The 20,046-nt window shown below is 42.1% G+C and carries 14 protein-coding genes; 7 read left to right on the forward strand and 7 right to left on the reverse strand.

Annotation, left to right across the window (positions count from 1 at the left end):
- Positions 1 to 13 precede the first annotated feature (13 nt).
- Both NST31_RS11735 and NST31_RS11740 read left to right on the forward strand, forming a co-directional pair.
- Complete coding sequence (locus NST31_RS11735) at positions 14 to 1,687, forward strand: thiamine pyrophosphate-binding protein (RefSeq protein ID WP_339160743.1); 1,674 nt, start codon at positions 14 to 16, stop codon at positions 1,685 to 1,687.
- A 77-nt stretch (positions 1,688 to 1,764) separates the two neighbouring features.
- On the forward strand, positions 1,765 to 3,237 hold the full coding sequence (locus NST31_RS11740) for an aldehyde dehydrogenase family protein (RefSeq protein WP_339160745.1): 1,473 nt from the start codon (positions 1,765 to 1,767) through the stop codon (positions 3,235 to 3,237).
- A gap of 177 nt (positions 3,238 to 3,414) precedes the next feature.
- On the opposite strand, the gene NST31_RS11745 is transcribed toward NST31_RS11740, so the two are convergent.
- The 4 genes from NST31_RS11745 to NST31_RS11760 all read right to left on the reverse strand — a co-directional run bounded on the left by NST31_RS11745 (position 3,415) and on the right by NST31_RS11760 (position 8,779).
- A complete protein-coding gene (locus NST31_RS11745) occupies positions 3,415 to 5,040 on the reverse strand; it encodes an FMN-binding glutamate synthase family protein (protein ID WP_339160746.1) in 1,626 nt (541 codons plus the stop codon).
- 746 nt (positions 5,041 to 5,786) lie between these two features.
- Positions 5,787 to 6,011 carry a hypothetical protein gene (locus tag NST31_RS11750; RefSeq protein ID WP_339160749.1) on the reverse strand — a complete coding sequence of 75 codons (225 nt, stop codon included), beginning with the start codon at positions 6,009 to 6,011 and terminating at the stop codon, positions 5,787 to 5,789.
- A 710-nt stretch (positions 6,012 to 6,721) separates the two neighbouring features.
- Positions 6,722 to 7,000 (reverse strand): transposase, encoded by a 279-nt coding sequence (locus NST31_RS11755; protein WP_339160752.1) that lies wholly within the window; start codon positions 6,998 to 7,000, stop codon positions 6,722 to 6,724.
- A gap of 550 nt (positions 7,001 to 7,550) precedes the next feature.
- A protein-coding gene (locus tag NST31_RS11760) for an IS3 family transposase (RefSeq protein WP_212951973.1) occupies positions 7,551 to 8,779 on the reverse strand; the annotation gives its coding sequence in 2 pieces (ribosomal slippage) (positions 7,551 to 8,491 and positions 8,491 to 8,779; 1,230 coding nt in all).
- Positions 8,780 to 9,814: 1,035 nt separating this feature from the next.
- Here NST31_RS11760 and NST31_RS11765 point away from each other — a divergent pair.
- Positions 9,815 to 11,584: a DUF4153 domain-containing protein gene (locus NST31_RS11765; protein ID WP_077112575.1), complete on the forward strand. Its 1,770-nt coding sequence runs from the start codon at positions 9,815 to 9,817 to the stop codon at positions 11,582 to 11,584.
- 323 nt (positions 11,585 to 11,907) lie between these two features.
- Positions 11,908 to 12,249, forward strand: a complete 342-nt coding sequence (locus tag NST31_RS11770; protein ID WP_339160756.1) for a zinc ribbon domain-containing protein YjdM — start codon at positions 11,908 to 11,910, stop codon at positions 12,247 to 12,249.
- Between the two features lie 1,491 nt (positions 12,250 to 13,740).
- On the opposite strand, the gene NST31_RS11775 is transcribed toward NST31_RS11770, so the two are convergent.
- Complete coding sequence (locus tag NST31_RS11775) at positions 13,741 to 13,995, reverse strand: hypothetical protein (RefSeq protein ID WP_077112571.1); 255 nt, start codon at positions 13,993 to 13,995, stop codon at positions 13,741 to 13,743.
- Between the two features lie 387 nt (positions 13,996 to 14,382).
- On the opposite strand from NST31_RS11775, the gene NST31_RS11780 reads away from it, so the two are divergent.
- Together NST31_RS11780 and NST31_RS11785 are read left to right on the forward strand one after the other, a co-directional pair.
- Positions 14,383 to 15,429, forward strand: coding sequence for an LLM class flavin-dependent oxidoreductase (locus NST31_RS11780; protein WP_077112569.1), 1,047 nt, complete (start codon positions 14,383 to 14,385; stop codon positions 15,427 to 15,429).
- A 153-nt stretch (positions 15,430 to 15,582) separates the two neighbouring features.
- Positions 15,583 to 16,002 carry a PH domain-containing protein gene (locus tag NST31_RS11785; RefSeq protein ID WP_339160758.1) on the forward strand — a complete coding sequence of 140 codons (420 nt, stop codon included), beginning with the start codon at positions 15,583 to 15,585 and terminating at the stop codon, positions 16,000 to 16,002.
- A gap of 472 nt (positions 16,003 to 16,474) precedes the next feature.
- On the opposite strand, the gene NST31_RS11790 is transcribed toward NST31_RS11785, so the two are convergent.
- Positions 16,475 to 17,560 (reverse strand): serine hydrolase domain-containing protein, encoded by a 1,086-nt coding sequence (locus tag NST31_RS11790; protein ID WP_077112558.1) that lies wholly within the window; start codon positions 17,558 to 17,560, stop codon positions 16,475 to 16,477.
- A gap of 68 nt (positions 17,561 to 17,628) precedes the next feature.
- Entirely contained in the window at positions 17,629 to 19,032 is a 1,404-nt protein-coding gene (locus tag NST31_RS11795; RefSeq protein WP_339160760.1) for a PLP-dependent aminotransferase family protein, read from the reverse strand.
- Between the two features lie 121 nt (positions 19,033 to 19,153).
- Here NST31_RS11795 and pdxS point away from each other — a divergent pair, with 121 nt between their 5' ends.
- Complete coding sequence (pdxS, locus tag NST31_RS11800; protein WP_339160762.1) at positions 19,154 to 20,041, forward strand: pyridoxal 5'-phosphate synthase lyase subunit PdxS; 888 nt, start codon at positions 19,154 to 19,156, stop codon at positions 20,039 to 20,041.
- The last annotated feature ends 5 nt before the right edge of the window (positions 20,042 to 20,046 follow it).

The raw sequence follows: 20,046 nt of genomic DNA on the forward strand, positions 1-20,046 counted from the left end.
GGGAGGGCTTATCATGAATAATCAAAAAGCATACACAGTTTCAGATGCCATTGTGGAAGAGTTGGTGAGAGCGGGAGTTGAGGTAGTTTACGGGATTGTCAGTATTCATAACATGCCGATCTATGATGCGATGCTCCGCAGCGGAAAAATCCGCATCGTCACTGCGCGCGGAGAAAGCGGGGCGGTCAATATGGCTGACGCCTATGCTCGTGCGACAGGGAAATTGGGAGTTGTGCTAACGAGCACGGGAGCCGGTGCGGGAAATGGCGCGGGTTCATTGACGGAATCATGGAACGCCGGTACTCCGCTTCTCCATATCACAGGGGAAGCAGATTCCCATTACATTGGAACAGATCAACGTTATATCCACGAATGTAAAGATCAATTGAAGATGATGGATGGGGCGAACAAAGCGGCGTATCTCTTGAAGAGACCGAAGCAGATCACGCCATTTATGCGTAAAGCGATCGAAGAGGCATTAACAGTTCCAACAGGGCCTGTTACTGTACAAATTCCAACAAATTTCCAGCCGCTGATCATTCCGCGCAATCTATTAATAGAAGTAGGAACTGTTCAAGATACGAAAGTGAAAATTAATCTGCCGGCCGAAGTAGTTGAAAAAATTGCAACAGCCAAAAGGCCGATTGTGTGGGCAGGCCATGGCGTCATCGCTTCAGGCGCATCGGAGGAACTTCTGGCATTGGTTGAAAAAATCCAGCCTGCTGTTGTGACAAGTGAGGCGGGAAAAGGCTCCATTCCCGAAAATCACCCGCTTTGTATCGGCAATTTTGCCTTTTTTACGCAATTCGAGGAGCTCTTGAAAAAGTCGGATTTGCTGATCAGCATAGGCGTCCGTTTCCGTGGTGGAGAGACAAATGGCTGGACATCTCCGTTACCTGAAAACCACATTAATATTGATGCGGATCCAAATGCGTTTAACCGTAACTTTGATACACTTTATGGATTGGTCGGTGACGCCAAGGCAGTTTTGCAAGAGATCAACAACGCGCTGGCCGAGAGGGAATTAACGCCGGATACCGCTTATGTGGATGAAGTCAAAGCTGTCCGTCAAGCAGTGCGTGACGATCTTTGCAGTTCCATTAAGCCTTATGGTGATATAGCTGCGATTATGCGTAAACAGCTTCCTGATCATACAGTCCTGATAACGGATGTGACGATCCCCGGCTATACTTGGGGGAATAAACTGGTTGACGTCCACGAGCCGAGAAATTACCTTTACATGGCAGGCGGAGGAATCGGACAGGGCTTGCCAATGGCAATCGGTGCCAAAATTGGCCAGCCGGATAAGCCGGTCGTACTCATCGCGGGAGATGGAGGCTTTATGTTGAATGCCGGTGAAATGATTACGGCGACCCAAGAAGATGCGCCCATTATTGTCCTGCTATTCGATGATGGCGGCTACGGTATTTTAAGGTACTACCAGGAAGCCGCTTACGGCAGACGCGCGGCTGTTGATTTGAAAAATCCCGATTTCGTCATGATGGCAAAATCAATGGGCTTTGAAGCAGAAAAAGCAAGTTCCGTTCAGGAGTTTGAAAAAGGATTGGCAAACGCGCTTGCCAGCCAAAAACCTTATATGGTTGTTATTGATGTGGAGGCAGTAGGTACGCTCCATTATAAAGACTCCGAGGAATATATCGCATCTTTCCGTCCGCACGGGGAATAAACAATCTGTCGTCATCCTCTTTGGAACATGAGAATGATCGTCTGCATGAAAAGCTGAAAACAGGAGGCATCATGGTTATGACACTAAACTTGAAACTATATATAAACGGAGAATGGATAGAGTCTAATAATCCGGACAAGCAGGATATCTTAAACCCTGCCAATCAGCAAATCATCGCCAAAGCACCGAAAGCGACGAAGGAAGAGACAGAAAAAGCGATTCATATGGCAAAAACAGCATTTGAAAGCGGCGTTTGGTCAGAAAGGACTCCCCAGGAAAGGGCGCAAACGTTGCTGGAGATCGCTGAAAAAATGGAAGAGAGTATGGACGAGCTTGCGGATTTGGAAATGCAAAACAATGGGAAAACAAGACGGGAAGCACAAGCGGATGCTGCTGAGGCAGCTAACACTTTCCGCTATTATGCGGGACTGCTCAATCAGCCGAATGGACAAATATATGAAGCGTCACAAGATATGCAAACGATGATCGTAAAAGAACCAATGGGGGTTGCGGGCTTAATTGTTCCCTGGAATTTCCCGCTATTGATGAGCGTCTGGAAAATGGCTCCCGCCTTAGCCGCGGGAAACTCCATTATTTTAAAGCCGGCTGAAATCACCCCGTTGACGGCTGTAAAAGTGTTTGAGCTGATGGATCAAACAAGTTTACCCAAGGGAGTGGCCCATTTAGTGATGGGTTCAGGAGCCATCGTTGGTCAAACGATTGCTGAAAGCGATCATGTGGACATTGTTTCCTTTACGGGAAGCACGGGCGTTGGACGCCAGATTATGAAGGCGGCAACAGGCAATCTGAAAAAAGTTTCCCTCGAACTGGGAGGGAAATCACCGAACATTATTTTTGATGATGCTGACCTTGAAACAGCGGTTGACTATGCGCTTTTCGGTATTTTTATGGGAGCTGGACAGGTCTGCTCGTCAGGGAGCCGCATTTTGGTGCAAGAAGGAATCTACGATAAGTTTGTTACAACATATGTGGCAAGAGCCAAAGCAATCAAAGTCGGGCCGGGAAATGAAGAAAGCTCGGAAGTGGGCGCGATCGTCAGTAAAAAGCATATGGAAAGCATTTTGGAATATATCCGGATTGGAAAAGAAGAAGGAGCCACACTTTTATGCGGAGGGAAGCGCATAGAGCGGGACGGGATGGAGAAAGGCTTTTTTATCGAGCCGACCGTTTTTACAGATGTAACCAGTGACATGCGGATCGTCCGGGAAGAAATCTTCGGTCCCGTAGTGGTCATCCAAAAGTTCAAAGACGAAGAAGAAGCAATCAAGCTGGCAAACGATACAGAATTCGGTCTTGCGGGCGCGGTATTTTCCAAAGACCAACATAAAGCCATGCGCGTCATTCAAAAAGTGCGTGCAGGAATTACGTGGGTGAATACCTACCATTTGACAAACGTCCAGGCTCCATGGGGAGGCTACAAACAGAGCGGTATCGGCAGAAGCCTTGGGACGTATGGGCTGGATGAATACCAGGAAACAAAGCAAATCAATATCAGCCTGAATCCTCAACCGATTCAATGGTTTGAATAAGAAAGGCAGGCTCAGCTTGTAGAGAAAATAGGTGTGTTTTTTCTCTACAAGCTTTTTTATTTTGTGTTTTTACAATATGTTCATCTGACGTCACCCTTTTTCTTAACATCGAGTCCATTTGTATTGTCTCTTTCGTATTCCGGTTTTTCACCAATCTCGGTCAGTCAAAGAAGCCATTCAAAACAAAGTAGAATGTTGTTCCTCCCGGTTTTCTATTTGTTGCTCAATTTCATTCATAATGTTTTCCAGTGAATGGACGACACCTTTATCGTCTTTAAACATGACGTGATTGGGAGAAAAATGAACGGGAGAATCCAATCCGGCGGCTGCGGAAATCCGGAATAGCCCTTTTCGGAGTGTGATGAGATAATTGGCGGCCCGATGCTTCTTTTCGTTAATGACTAATGCCTTTTGCAGTAAAGGGTCGGTTGTGGCAACTCCAACGGGACAGATATTGGATTGGCATTTTAATGTTTGAATGCAACCGACAGATATCATGAAGCCTCTGGCAATTTGCACAAGATCGGCGCCCATGGCGAGCGCTATAGCCACCCGGTCCGGGGTAAAAAGCTTGCCGGACGCAATTATTTTGACGCGATCCCGGACACCGTATTTTTGAAGTGTCGATACGAGGATGGGAAGGCCCGACTTCACAGGCAAACCAACGCTGTCTGCCAGTTCTTGATAAGAGGCTCCCGTTCCGCCTTCCCCGCCGTCTATTGAAATAAAATCCGGTCCTTTTCCCGTCTTTCGCATGTAACTGGCCAACTCTAAAACGCTGTCGTTTCCCCCAATGACTATTTTGATTCCGACAGGTTTTCCGGTCGTTTCTCTGATTTTCTCAATAAAGTCGCACATCGTTGGGACGTCGTGAAATTGACGGAAACGGTTTGGGCTGTCCAAAGATGTATATGGCTTTACTTTGCGAATGGCGGCTACCTCTGGATTTACTTTTTCCGCATCAATATGGCCGCCGCGGACTTTTGCGCCTTGCCCCAGTTTTATTTCAAAGGCCTTTACTTGCGGGATTTCGCTTTTTCTTTTTAACTCCTCCCAATCGACATCCCCGTCCGGGTTTCGAATACCAAATAAGCCGGGCCCGATTTGCACCATAAGATCAACGCCGCCTTCAAGGTGATAGGGGGATAATCCTCCCTCCCCGGTATTCATCCACGTTCCTTTTGCCATGGAGAGTCCTTTTGATAAAGCAGTAATGGCATGTTTTCCCAGTGCCCCGTAACTCATCGCCGACATGCCGATAAGCCCTTTCAGGATAAATGGATGCTTGAGCCCGGCTCCAATGACGACAGCATCATTATCGTGCAGTAGATACGCCGATGACTTATCCTCCTCCCATTTTTCAACCCTTTGTGTAAAAAGAGGGTCCTTAATAAGTAAATACTTTTGGGTCAATGCCAAGGTTTCAGTGTCTACTTTCAATTCTTCTGTCAGTTTTGGAAACAGATCATTTCGGACGTAATAGCCTTCTTCTTCAAAATCACGTTTAGAGCCAAACCCGATCGCATCCCGCTTGTATTTTGCGCTCCTCACAATATGTTCATAGTCGTCTCTTGAGTAAGGCCTTCCCTCTGTATCGCTATTAAACCAATATTGGCGCATTTCCGGCCCGATTTTTTCTAGAAAATACCGGACCCTGCCAAGCACCGGATAATTCCTTAAGATGGAATGCATCTTCTGATTTCTGTCAAATAGAAGCAAATATGCAAAAAGAAAGATGATTGTTCCAATGACAAAGATGCTAGTCATAAAGCCAATCACGATGAACATATGTGCAAGATCCATGTTGACCTCCAATTTAGTACAAGTTATAAAGCCAGATCGTCTGTAGAAAGTAGTATTTCCATTCTTGTTGTAATCATTTATTCGGGAGAGAAGTTTGAACGATGGAGCATCATCCATCGTCGGCACGCGAGAAACGGGCTTTGATGCTATTTGAGATACTGAATAACAAAATAACAAAAGTCATTCAGTATTATTTTTTGTTAATTATAAATACAAACGTAAGCTTCATGTTATGGGAGAGGTATTCAGGATACTAAAATAGTCAATACCATCATTTTGGACTGGTCCATCATCATCCCACAGTGGTGAGCATAGCAGGAGTTCCTACCGCCTGAAAAACCACCTTGTGAAAGAGAATAAAGAAAGTAATGGCCAGTAATGGTATGTTCATGGGTGACGAATGGTTTGATCTACGTGAAGGTAATCTGTATATAGTCAATTATTAGGGGGGGGGCTGTAGCCATTGCCTCTTATCATAATTGTACATATCATAATTGTACATATCATTGTTGACTTTTATACATTGGATTCTATCTCCTTTATACTGACTTATCCTAGAAGAAATGAATTGAATAATTTACAGAGGGTAATGGTAGTATAAGGATAATGTATGATAGATTGTAAAGCGGGAATGAAGGAGGAAAGTCTGAAATACTCCCATAATTACTTCTAAAATTAAAGCCGCATGCCAAATAATCCATCCAAGATGACTTTTCAAAAAAATTATAAACCAATAGCGAATGTATCTAAGTTGCTTTAGTTTCTGGCATAGCAATGAGAAAACCTTGAGATATCACGAGTGCAATTGCTTGTTCGACCGTGATCTCACGGCTTACAGGGAGAGCATCTGATTTTTTGTATAACTCTGGATTATAAGGTTCTTTTTTCTTCAACATGTGATAAATTGCAGTTAACAACATTCGTGCAATGGCGATAATGGTACGTTTGTGACCGCGGCGTTTTTGATTCATGCGTAGCGATTCCTTATTTCCGGATGCTTTTCGCTTTTGACTACAGCGGCAGTACACTGTACCAAAAGGGGTTTGATATAGACCACCGCTCTGGAAACCCTTACTGACTTTTTTCTTGCCGGCACTTTCGTTATTTGTAGGTGTTAGCCCTGCTCAAGAATAGAGATGCTTAGCTGTCGGAAACACGTCCATACAAACACCTATCTCAGAAATCACGGCAATGGCAGAGAAGATGTTCTTAAAAGACGGAGCAGTTAAGATCAAGTTAATTTCATCCATGTAGGGCTCTGCAAGAGAAAATATCTGTTTTTCAAGGTCAGCTTTTCGTGCAGAAGGTTTTCTACATGCTGTTTAATAACCGTTAGTTTTCCAAATTGTTCGGGTGTTATAAGACCATTATTGGCAAGTTTTAGTTCTGGAATTTTATGATCCATGGAACCATGAATAAGTGATTTAATATCAAAATCGGGTGTCTGTCGGGTCTTCTAATAGTTTGTCAATGATATTTATGGAACTTTTTCCAAACGTATCAGAAACAACACTTCCAAGCTGAAGATTAGAAACCGTTAAGCTGTTTTGAAATCGGTTTTTTTCACTGGATGTAAAATGAATCAGTTAAAGCGATAGCCCATCAAATCACAAAGCTGTTGAATAGCTAGCGGAAGCATAAAGCTTTCAGCAACAAGATCATGTTTTAATAAATCCGCAATCTATTTATCATCTTTTTTGTCGGTCTTCTTGCCACGAATGGCTTTGACGTATTTTGGATGTGCCAGTGTGATGTTGCAGGAATCTTCTAGTATATTAAACACGGGAATCCAATATTTCCCGGTAGATTCCATACAAACATCTTTACAATTGTTCTTACAAAGCCACTGCGACAGCTCCACCAATCTTTTTGTAAAAGTTGAAAAGCGACGGTGTTTGTAAGTTGTGACATTTTTTATTAGTTGAAGCAATACAGGCAACAACAAAGGTTTTGTGGACATCAATTCCACTCATGTTATACAAAGAGAAGTCTACGTCCTCGAAGTCACACTTGTTTGTGCTTGAAAAGGCAATCTACACATATAAACATGCTTTTCCGCTATCGGAATGGCCCACTCCTGTGCATCCCTATACATCTACAATAATAAAAAAGTGCTCCGCACAACTATATTTCATGCAATTTTGTGCCTTGAGCGAGAGTGAAAGCGGATTAACCCCCGTATTTTGGACATGGTTACTCTTAATCTATCTTTTTCTTAAAATAGCTCTCTATTTCTTGATTTTGGATTCTGTGCTTCTTGTCCGCCACCATTGACCTTGCTTTTGTCCGTGTAGCGGTATCCATGCAGGTTAGCGAAAATAAAAGCCTAGAGGCTCGCCTGCAACAGATGGTAACACGGACAAGTCGATTCTAAGTATTCGTTGGCGGGGCCCCGACCCCTTCCACCGCCTACTAAGAATCGGGCGCTGCGGTAAATGGCAAGCAGCTGCGCTGTGGCTCCTTTCGTAGCCTGACTAGGATTCCTATCGGCCCTGACTCCCTCAAATCGATCACACGCGAACCTCTTTGATTTCCAATTTATGATGCTTATTTTGTTCGTAAAACTCCTGAGGTGATAGGTCCAAAATACTTGAATGCATCCGTCTTTCGTTGTAGAAGACCATAAAATCCGTGACAGCTTCATAGGCTTGCGCATAGGTTTCAAACTGCCACCTTGAGAGGCAATCATCTTCAAAAATTCGATGAAAAGATTCAATATGGGCATTCATATTCGGCGTTCTTGGCGGAATTCTTTCATGTTCCATATGGTATTTTTCGCAAAATTCCTCAAAAGTATGGGAAACAAACTGTGGCCCATTGTCTGTTCGGATCACTGGTTTGATCGCTGCGTTGAATTGTTGGCGTCTTAACAATGCTTGTTGAAGTGCCTGGACGGCATCTTTAGCTGTACAGCTTAATCCGTTATGATAGGCGACAATTCCACGGTCATATACATCGATAATGGACATGACGAAGAAAAACCGGTCTTCCCCTTCGATGTAGCCGTATTTGATATCCGCTTCCCATAGTTGGTTTGAGTCTGTTATCGTACGGTTTCGTGCCAGTTTCCTAGGGTGTTGGGTCTTCTTTTTGCGTTGTGGACGCAGGATACCCAGCTCTTTGCACAACCGGTAGACTTTCTTCTTGTTGATGACAAGGCTATATTCGCGGCGAAGCCTCTTAGTCAGTTTGCGGTAGCCATAGTTGAAGCCATCGCCTGCAATTTCCTCCAGAAGGAATTCTTTGATTTGTTCGTCTGATACTTTTCGTCCGTCTTCTGTGAAGGAATAACCTGGTGCTGGACGTCCCTCACTCACTTTTTTCTCTTCCACACGGTAGTTCTTTTGGTAATAATAGGTGGAACGAGCGATCCCTATGACCTTTAGCACCTTAGAAATAGAATAGCCTTTTTGAATCCAGTGGTCGGCTACTTCAATTTTTTCAGCAAGTGAGGGTTTTTCTTTTTTATAATGTCGCGTAAAATCGCGATTTCAAGGTCTTTTTCACCAAGCAATGTTTTAAGCTTTTCATTTTCCTTGGATACTTCTTTCGGGTCAAAATCTGGTAAAACAGCGACATCAACATCACCATATTTTCCGTCTTTATATTCCCGCACCCAACGGCATACCATGTTGGAATTCAGTTCATAACGGCGGGCAACAAGGCTGTTATTGCCTGTCTCCTGGGCCTCTTTGATGACTTGTAATTTAAACTCCTTGGAGTGTTTGTTTCGTGTCATGTTGTTAGCCTCCTTGGTACATTAAGCAGTATATTATTTTTTACCCTTATTGTCCAAGTTCATTTAGGGGCTAATTAGAAAGGATGGTTATAAAGATGTTTAAAAGAAAAAATTTAGAATGTGATAATTGTAAAAGAGAAATCCAACCAAACGAGGAATTAGTCGTTCATTTAACTCTCCCAGAGACTAAGAAGATGCCAGTAGGTGTCTTAGATAAGATTTTAAAAAAACATGCTAATGAAATTTATTGTAAGAGATGTTTTAAAATTATAAGTTCATAAAATAATAGTGTGGGAAGTGCATATTGAGCAGGATGATCCTCTTCGTTATCAAAAGCTTGAAAAATTTTATGTGAATCGAGTAGAGAGGGGCTGTCCAAAAAGCCCCTAAAATAAATCAGGCGGAGGAAAACGGCTTGTTTTCCTTCGCCTGATTTGTAAGCGTAAAATAAAACACACATAGGAATCAAAGGTCATCCATGGAATAATCTTCTTAGACATAACTCGGGAGGTTATGCAATGATTCCGAAAAATAAAATAATTGAATGGAAAGTGCGATATACGCTTGTTAAGGGTCCAAGGAATTATATAAATAACGCTTTGCTGTTGGAGAATGAACTTTGTGAACGGGTTTTAGCTTGTAGAGAAAGCAGATTCTCTCCAAGCTTTTTTATTTTGTTTTGTGCCTATAGAATCCGGGAAAACAGGTGACAGGTACTTTTTTTGTTTGCAGTGCTCCGCAAGCTTCTTCCTTGATCGGTAATGAGATCGAACCAGCAATGAATCAGGTGCCGATTATCTTGAATCGCTACCGTAAGGAGGCATTTGCTTGGGTATTAGTCATTTTTTGATGATCGAATTGAAAAAATCGCGTTGAAGCTGAAAGAGGTTGTCGAATGGTTTTTGACAGATGTTTTTTACCAATTTCATACTTTTAAAAAACTATTATACAATGGAGAGGGAGGCAATTGTTTTTAAAAAGGCAATCGGCAAGGTAATATCGCGTTTGGACAAACGAAGAAAGGTGATGTGATTCGTGATTGAACGCTTAAAAAATAAGTTGATTGGAGTCGTGAAGGCTGTTGACCGCTACCCGTTAACGATGCTTTTTCTTGTGGCTGTTGCAACAGTGAACGTGATTTCCATACAAAATGAAAAGGAAGATTTTTCAAAGTATCTTTTTACGTTTGTGGTCGGAGCCATGCTGAGTGTTGTTGGCCAGCACGTGTATGAGCGTTTTTGCACAAAGGCAAGTGAACGCTTTATGCTGATGGGCGGCGCGATCCTTTTAACTGCTGGTTATTACTTTATGATTCCATCGGCATCCGCATTTAATATCGAAATTAGCATAAAAACGGCTGTTGCCATGTTTGCACTGCTCATGGCTTTTATTTGGGTTCCCGCTATTAAAAGCAAGGTAACCTTTAATGAAAGCTTTATGTCCGCTTTTAAAGCATTTTTTATCACGGCGCTTTTTTCAGCCGTTCTCGCTGGAGGCGTCAGCACCATCATTTTTGCGATCGATCAGCTTCTTTTTTCCATACATTATAAAGTCTACTCTCACGCCTTAAACATCATTTTTTCTTTGTTTGCACCGATCTTCTTTTTGTCCTTTACGCCCCCTTATCCAGGGAAAAAGGATACGAATCTATCAACAGATCAACTTGAAAAAATGGAAAGGGCCATTTCGGTTCCAAAAACGCTGGGTATTTTGATTTCTTACGTCATTATTCCGCTGACTGCGGTGTACACCATTATTTTATTTGTTTATGTCCTTTTAAATATTCGCGGGGATTTTTGGACGAATAACCTGCTTGAACCGATGCTTGTTTCCTATACGATTACCGTTATTTTCGTGTGTATTCTGGCCAGCAGCCTGGACAATCAATCCGCAATGATATTCAGGAGAATTTTTCCGAAGGTACTCATTCCGATCGTACTGTTTCAAACGATTGCTTCGATCTTAAAAATATCGGAAGCAGGAGTGACTCATGGACGCTATTATGTCATTATGTTTGGGATTTTCGCATTCATTTCAGGCATTATATTCAGCTTTTTCCCTGTTCGAAAAAATGGCTGGATTGCGGCTGTTTTGATCGTTTTTTCCGCTATATCGATCATTCCTCCCATAGATGCGTTTACAGTCAGCCGAACCAACCAGATAAATGTCCTGAAAGATACTCTGACTGAGAACGGCATGTTGGAAGAGGGCAAAATTGTACCGAACTCATCCATATCCGAGAAAGATAAAAAAACGATTACGAGAACGGTCAGTTATTTGGACAGCATGGATTATCTGAAAAAAATTGATTGGCTGCCGGATAACATTCTTTACGATGATCACTTTCAGAAAACCTTCGGTTTTCAAGCAGTATACGATGGAATAGACGGGGGCGGTAAATCACAATATGCCGATCTGGACTGGCAGGAAAGCCCTGTCGTGAATATAGAACCTTACGATCGAATGGTTCAACTGACGGTTAATAGTAAAGAAGTACAGCAAGTTCCAGTTGAAATCAATAACGTACATTATATATTGAAGCAAGAATTGGAAAGCGATGATATCATCCTCCGTTTGGTCGATGAACAGAACGCCGAACTGATAAAGGTTCATACAAAAGAAGTGTTTGCTGAAATCCTTGAGGATGAAGAAAGTTACGGGGGAGGCACCAAAATGCTGTCTGTAAAGAAAGCAACTGTTACCCGTGAGAACGACAAAGTAAGAATGGATTTGCTCATTACTTCTGTGAGTCATTATGACAATCAGTTTTTTGCAGATATGTTTGTACTACTTAAGATCAAATAAGCACCTTTGTGAATGGCACCCTCCATCGTGAGAAACGATCAAACGATGGGAGGTGCTTTCTAATGCCTTTCATTACAGCTTTAGAGAAAAGCGAGATGGGGATTTACTGAATGATCTGACTGTTATGGCTGGATTGGCTTTTATACAGCCGAGTTCGCTCGCAAGTTTGGAAAAAAGGGCGTCACTTTTTATATTGCTCTCCAAACGGGTATTTCGTAAGGGGGAGCTTGTCATTACAGGAAGACTGTGACAGTATAGGCATATAGGAAACAATTAACTATATTTTTTTGAAAATGTTAAATAGCGAAATGAGGAATGAGAAGATGACCAATTTGCCCAATTGCCCAAATTGTAATTCTGAATACACGTATGAGGATAGAGGATTTCTTGTTTGCCCGGAATGTGCCCATGAATGGCATCCGGAAATGAAAGCAGACAATATGGAAGAAGAGCAAGTAGTCAAAGACGCCAACGGCAATGTATTACACAATGGTGATACCGTTACAGTCATTAAAGATTTAAAAATAAAAGGAAGTTCGTCAGTCGTAAAAATGGGGACAAAGGTAAAGAATATTCGCCTCGTTGAAGGGGATCATGATATAGACTGTAAAATTGACGGCATCGGCGCCATGAAACTAAAATCGGAGTTTATCAAAAAGATTTAAAAGGCTTTTGTGAGAAATGAGACTCTTAAAGCATTTACGGGTGAGTGAAGCCAAAAACAAAGATGTTTTGGTAAAAGAAAGAGTAGGGCTGGGACATAAGTAAATACGTTGCGGGATAAAGTGAAACTTCATTCAGTAGGCGTTTTCTTCCATCTCCTACTGAATGTTAGTTGAACCAATCGGGCATTTAGGTGCCGTTTTCTCCCACTTAGACCTTTTGTATTCACTTAAGATTTTGAAGTGGGAGTCTTACGGCACCTTACATGCGGGATAAATTGTTCCAGTGTATAATACGCAAGCTTTTAGCGTAGTCAACATATGTAGACTCCTGCGGGAATAGCTCGAGCTGAAGATCCCGCAGGAAAGCGACCTTTGCTTTCCGAGGAAGCTGAAGCCGTGCCCGCGGAAAGCGAAATATGTTGACGTAGCGATGATAGGGATTTTTTTAACACAATTAAACCGAACAATTATAAATGAATTGTTCGGCCTTTGCTATTTGTGTCACAGACTCCTTCTTTTTAATGTACGTATTGAAACTTCATGTTCTCCTAAGATTCCAAAGATGGACTTTTGGTCTTCCTGAATCATCTTCACAAGCATGTTTTCATAGAAAGCTCAGCCAATCTTCGTAAAATCATTTTATTCTCTTTTTGGATATATGCCGCCCGTATAACACCACGTCCAAGCTGTTTCATTCCTTCTTTTTCCGATACAGCTATGTAAAAGAAAGCTGTGTCCGATTTTTGTGGCGGCGATTCTTTCTATGGTATGTTCACTGGTCTTTAATGACTGCGTGTTCTGAACATCTATCATTTGAAAAAAGCTAATAAACGTTTTATGAAGGTTTTTATTATATCTTTTGTTGTGTTCCATTCATGGTGAAAGAATCGGGGATATTGAATTAAAAAGGAGTTTAACAGAGACTCACAAGATTTCAACTCGAAACAGGCTTTCTTTGGCATATTTCGCTTTATCGAGCCAACTAACAAACTAGGAGTGATCAATCTATTTCTTTTTTACAGATTGCAGAAAGATAATATAAAATAATTTCTTTCCAAATTGCGATTTTTTTCCATGAGGATGGGCAATCATGTTGCATATAATCAGTCGTGTACGATGAAAAAATCCTGAGACATTCGTTGCGGGATGGGTCGAGGAGGCTTTCACGCTTGTAGGCAATGAACGTTTTTCCGTAATACTCGTAGAGTGCACGACATTGGCCTTGTGTAAATTTGCTAGTACCATTCATCGAAATTGGTTATTGGTTGGAGTCAAACTTTTGTTTCAAACCCTATCAAATTTACGAGCGTTGATTTGATTATATAGACTCTTGCTTTACTTGTCATCATTGGAAAATGTAATTGTTGGAAGCTTTTCAGGATGAAAATTAAATTTTGCACAGAGGAAAAAACTAGCTTTTAACGAGTGCATATCACAAAACTTAATGAATGGAGCAGTTACTTCTTTTCTTTATATGGCTAACCTGCCGGTTTAAACAGCAGCCATAATATAGAGATACATATAATAGGCTACTGGTATAAACGAGATGATGAAACCAATGATTCTCGTTTTTGGCTTAAATTGTAAAACCAAGCCAATTATCCAAGTTAACAATAGTATTAAGTAAAAATAGTTGTTTGTAGGTTCCGGTGTTTCCGCTATTCCGCTCATTAAAAATCCTAAAATACTTGAGATGCCAACAAACAGCCCTGTCATAATGTTGACTATAATCAGTACGGTTTTCATCAGTTAATGACCTCCAATAAAGATCGTTCACTTGATTTTAATGTGGTTCCCATCCAGATTAGTGCAACAATATCTTTGAAGGGAAGGGAGAGACTCTTTTTAAGATGATGTTATGCTTGAAATATATGATAATGCTTATTTTATATAATTTCCATAGTTTAAATTTATTAAAATAATAAGATGGGTCAGTTCCAGCGACCTGTGATCAGAAAGATTGGCAAAGGCATAGCAATGATGTAAAAGGATACATCAAAAAAAACCGTCAGGAATACTTTTTGAAGGTCGCCACTAGGTAAAATGCTTGATTTTTATAAATTAATATCACAAGATTAGTTTATTACTTTTAGTAACTAAATAAGCGGTCTTTAAAAAATTGGAGGGATACTAGTGGAAATCGGAGTGACCACGTTTGTTGAAACAACGCCGGATGTTCAAACAGGTGAAGTGATCAGTCATGCTCAGCGGATTCGCGAGGTTGTCGAAGAGATTGTACTTGCCGATCAGGTTGGATTAGATGTGTTTGGAGTTGGTGAACATCATCGAAAGGATTTTGCCGCCTCTGCGCCCGCAGTTGTGCTTGCGGCTGCCGCTTCCCGAACAAAAAGGATTCGTCTGACAAGCGCGGTCACGGTGCTTTCTTCAGATGATCCGGTACGGGTTTTTCAAGATTTCGCCACGCTTGATGGCATATCAAACGGCCGGGCTGAAATTATGGCGGGGAGGGGCTCATTTATCGAGTCTTTTCCACTGTTCGGCTATGATTTGAATGACTATGAAGAGTTGTTTGAAGAGAAGCTTGAATTGCTGCTGGAGTTGTGCAAATCCGAGAAGGTAACTTGGAAAGGGAAGCATCGGGCGGCCATTGATCATCTTGGTATCTATCCACGACCTGTCCAAGACCCGTTACCGGTGTGGATTGGGAGCGGGGGCAATACACAATCGGTTATCCGGGCGGGTACGCTTGGGCTCCCGCTTGTACTTGCGATTATCGGGGGCAGGCCGGTGCAGTTTGCGCCTCTTGTGGAACTGTATAAAAGAGCTGCCGCCAAAGCGGGGCATGATGTGTCGAAGCTTCCGGTCGCCTCTCATTCTCATGGATTTATAGGAGAGGATACGGAAGAGGCGGCAGATACATTTTTCCCGTCTACCCAGCATGTGATGAATGTAATAGGCCGTGAACGCGGCTGGGGTCGCTATGATCGTTCAAGCTATGATGCGGCGCGGAGTTTTGAGGGAGCACTATATGTGGGAGATCCGGAAACCGTGGCACAGAAAATCATCCACCTCCGTAAAGAAGTCGGCATTACCCGATTTATGCTCCATGTACCGCTTGGTACGATGCCCCATCATGAGGTCATGAAAGCGATCGAACTGCTTGGAACAGAAGTGGCCCCGCGCGTCCGGGAGGAAGTTGCGAAATGGGAGGCCGGGTAATAAATAACATCTCGCCAAACGAAGATTTTCGTGTGAACATGACGAGTGATAAAAGCCGCTCGTCATGTTTTTTAAATAGGCTGTTTTCTAAAAGACTGTTGTTTTTAGGCCCATTCAAGGGATCATTCGTATGTAAATTATGGAGGTGATAAAATGGTATTTACATCAAGAAAAGATATATGGATGGGGATTGTAATTTGGGCTTTGATTGTTGTATTTATTTGGGGTTTTTATCAATCCGTTTTTGTTCAAATTGATATACTCGGAATGATTGTAATGGTTATTATGATTTATTTATTGGGAACAATCTGGTTCAATACTCGATATAAAATCGAAAATGATACCCTTAAAATATCATACGGACTTATAAAAAAGGCTATTGATATACAAGAAATTCAATCAATTCGGAATACAACTAATCCATTTGTGGCTCCCTCACTTTCTGTTCATCGTATTGAAATCAATTACGAAAAGTATAAAGCGATTCAGATTTCCCCCAAAGATATACAGGCATTTGTAAATGAGTTACAAAAAAACAACCCACGTATTCAACTTGATAACGAATGCAACTAAAAGTGAAAAGCAACCGTCCTCTTAATTCGAGGTCTTTTCTTATGCTCTTTTCAATATTTCAACAGTTGTATTTTTACTTAATACCTGCGATACAATTCAAAGCCTCCCCACAAAACCATTTGGTAAAAGTAGATGGTGGCCGAATAATGGCATCTTTCGCTTTTTCGGTAATGAACAGAAAAGAAAAAGTGCCGGCGCATCTTTTTTTTCGGATTCTATATCACGAATAAATAAAAAAAGCTTGTAGAGAAAAACCATTTACTGCTCTACAGGCTGAGTGCACTTCTAAAAATATTCCAAAAATGATTACAAAAGCCTATATCTTCAGCCTTAACATTTTGAAGTGAATTTTCTAACTTGAAAAAAGCTGCCTGCCTTATATTCAAACTATTGATCAGGCATGCGCTGAGGTTAGTTCGCGCCGCCTCTTGTCAATTGGCATCCCTTTTTCAAGGGGAGTTGGGCTAGTTAGTCACGAAGTTTGCTCAAGGTGCGCTTTGAATATTTCCTCCGCGATATCTTCGTTTACTCCTTTTTCGAGCTTTATGAGCATTTTGATGATTCGCCACGCTGATAGTTGAATCGTTGAAAAAATGACGACTCCAATCTGCTTTTCTTTTATAAAGCCGCAAAATGTATGGAATCCCATTGTGGTTCCTCCATGGTGTATGAGCGGAAACTCGCTCCATTTGACTTGTTCAATAAACCAGCCGAGACCCATGCTAGTTTTTTTCCAGGAGGTTTTTCCATGCGTTTGATGGGTCAATGCCATCGCCTCTTGCAAAGGGCTTTCCTTCAACCCAATTTGATATTCCAGGTACTGCAGCATGTCATGCAGGCTGCTTTTTAAAGCTCCTGCGCCATTTATGGCCGGTAGTTCCATTGGCCGAATGGGCTCTTTTTTTTGATTATATGCTTTTACGTATCTGCTGTTTTGCTCGGCAGTACCTGTGATAAAAGTGTCTTTTAAACATAATGGCTCCAAAATATGGGATTGGATAGCTTGCTCATAAGTTACCCCCAATATTTCTGCCAGGATGTTTCCCAACAGACCTACACCAATATTGGAATAACGCCACTTTTGATCTATTTCTCTTTTTAAGTCATAATCCAGGAAAAACTGATGTATGTCATCATGGGTAAAGTGTTTATACGGATTGTCTTTATCTTGTTTATTTTCTTTCATTCTTTGGCGGATTTTTTTCATATCTTCCCTTGGAAGGCCGGAAGTGTGTGTGGATAAATGCCGGAATGTTACTTCTTTTCCGTTATAAGAAAGTGCATTTTTATATTCCGGCTTAAACGTTGTAACAGGTTCATCCAGGGAGATGGTTCCTTCCAGGACTAATTTTGCAAATAATAGACTTGTAAATGTTTTGGTTGTGGAGCCCATTTCGAAAATACAATCACCGATGTCGGTGTTCCTATTCTCGTCATACAAGTGCCCGCTTACCCACTTCTGTTCTTTTGTGATGACACCAAGACCCATACTGGCGTTCTTTGCCCGGCCCAATTCTTTTTGAATTAATTTGTTCGCTTGTTCATTCAAAATGCTCATATTCCCCCCTTTTCTTTTTATATTACTTTTTAGTGGGATAAAATTCCATAATAGAAAGCCGGCAGTTGTTATGAAATTCCCCAGCTCTTTAATAACGATGTAATAGCTGCTTCTAATTCATCCTCTGGTATTCCGGCAAATCCAAGAATCATTTTTGGCGGATGTTCCACCTTTTTCTCCAGTGAATAAGAGGAGAGGGGGTGGATTTTCATCTTGGCATTCACGGCTTTTTGAACGAGGTCTTGTTCATTCATGCCATTTTTGACGACAAGGACAATGTGAAGGCCAGAGTGCTCGCCGATGACTTCGACTTTGTTCTGATAAGGCTTTAGGATGTCCAATGTTTTTTCTAATTTTTTGCGGTAAATTTTCCTCATTCTGTTCAGATGCCTTTCGAAATCTCCTTTTTTCATAAACTGGGCAAGGATGTGTTGGTCAATCCTAGAGACCGAACAGTGATAAAAGAAAATGTCCGCATCTTTATATCTTTGTAATAGTTCCTGGGGAAGAACCATGTAGCTGATCCGCAAAGAAGGGATAAGTGATTTGGAAAAGCTCCCCAGGTAAATGACTTTTTCACTATGGTCCATGCTTTGCAGGGAGGGGATCGATTTTCCGCTATAGCGGAACTCACTGTCATAGTCGTCCTCTATAATGTAGCGGTTTGCATGACCCGCCGCCCAATTTAACAGCTTGATCCGCCGGTTGACAGAAAGGACAGATCCATATGGGAAGTGATGGGAGGGCGTTACATAAACAACGTTAATCCCGGTTTGGTCAAGCGTATCCACTTTGACCCCTTCGTCATCGACCTCGAGAGGATACACTTCGTTTTGATGGCTTTTTAAAATATGAGAGATGACATGGTAGCCCGGGTCTTCCACTCCATACACCGTTTTTTTAGGAAACAATAAAATAAGTTGTTGTAAAAGAAAATCACTGCCGGCACCAACCACAATTTGTTCGGGAGAGCATTGCACTCCTCTCGCATGATATAAGTAATGGGCAATCTCCCGGCGAAGCTCAAATTCACCTTGCTTGTCGCCTAATAAAAGGAGTGCGTGGTGCTGTTCGTCAATTGTGTCTTTGGCGTATTTCCGCCATTTGGCAAACGGGAAGTGTTTCGTATCGATCCTGCTGGGAAGGAAATGATATTTCATGTTTTCTTTTTCATCTGTCGGCACATATGAGGTGGCGGCGGCTGTTTGTACATACTCCAAATCTTCATAGGCAAGCACAAAATAGCCTTTTCGCGGAATTCCTTCGACATAGCCTTCTGCCATTAGTTGATCGTAGGCAGCTTCCACTGTATTTTGGCTGATTTTTAAAAAGTCCGCGAGCTTTCGCTTAGACGGCAACTTGGAGCCATACTCCAGGCGGCCTTCGGTAATTTCTTTTTTAATATATAAATAGAGTTGTTCGTATAAAGGTACGTCTATAGATCGGTTTAAATTGCAAGATAACATATCCATTTTTTTAACTCCTCCTTATCTGACCCTGTTATTTTTATGAAAACTGACACTTTTAACAGAGCCACTTACTTTCTATAATAATGGGAAATGAAACAAATCACAACTTGAAGGAGTGGGGAACATGGGAAAACAACTGGGAACTGAGACGGTTAAAAGAGGAATGGCGCAAATGCAAAAAGGCGGCGTCATTATGGACGTAGTTAATGCGGAGCAAGCGAAAGTCGCGGAGGCTTCCGGCGCAGTGGCTGTTATGGCGTTGGAAAGAGTGCCATCTGATATCCGCGCAGCAGGAGGCGTGGCCAGAATTGCTGACCCGAGAATCGTTGAAGAAGTGATGAACGCCGTATCCATTCCGGTTATGGCAAAATGCCGGATCGGCCACATTGTGGAAGCAAGAGTGTTAGAAGCGATGGGCGTAGATTATATTGACGAAAGTGAAGTACTGACACCTGCGGATGAAGAATTTCATCTTTTAAAAAGTGATTATACCGTACCATTCGTATGCGGATGCAGGGATTTGGGAGAAGCCGCCCGCCGGATCGGGGAAGGGGCCGCCATGCTGCGGACAAAAGGGGAGCCTGGAACGGGCAACATCGTGGAAGCTGTTCGCCATATACGCAAAGTCAATGCGCAAGTACGTAAAGTTGCCAGAATGAACGATGATGAGCTGATGACAGAAGCGAAAAATCTTGGAGCACCGTATGAAATCCTTAAGCAAATCAAAGAAGAGGGCAGGTTGCCGGTTGTTAATTTTGCGGCAGGCGGTGTTGCCACTCCCGCAGATGCGGCGCTGATGATGGAACTTGGCGCGGACGGTGTATTTGTCGGATCAGGCGTCTTTAAATCCGAAAACCCTGAAAAATTCGCAAGTGCCATTGTACAAGCAACGACATACTATACGGATTATGATCTAATCGGCAAGCTTTCCAAAGAATTGGGCGCAGCGATGAAAGGGATCGATATTAATAAGCTCAGTCTTGAAGAGAGAATGCAAGAGCGCGGCTGGTAGAAGTG

Origin of the sequence: Siminovitchia sp. FSL W7-1587 (assembly GCF_037963795.1) — a bacterium.
Lineage (GTDB): Bacteria > Bacillota > Bacilli > Bacillales > Bacillaceae_C > Siminovitchia > Siminovitchia thermophila.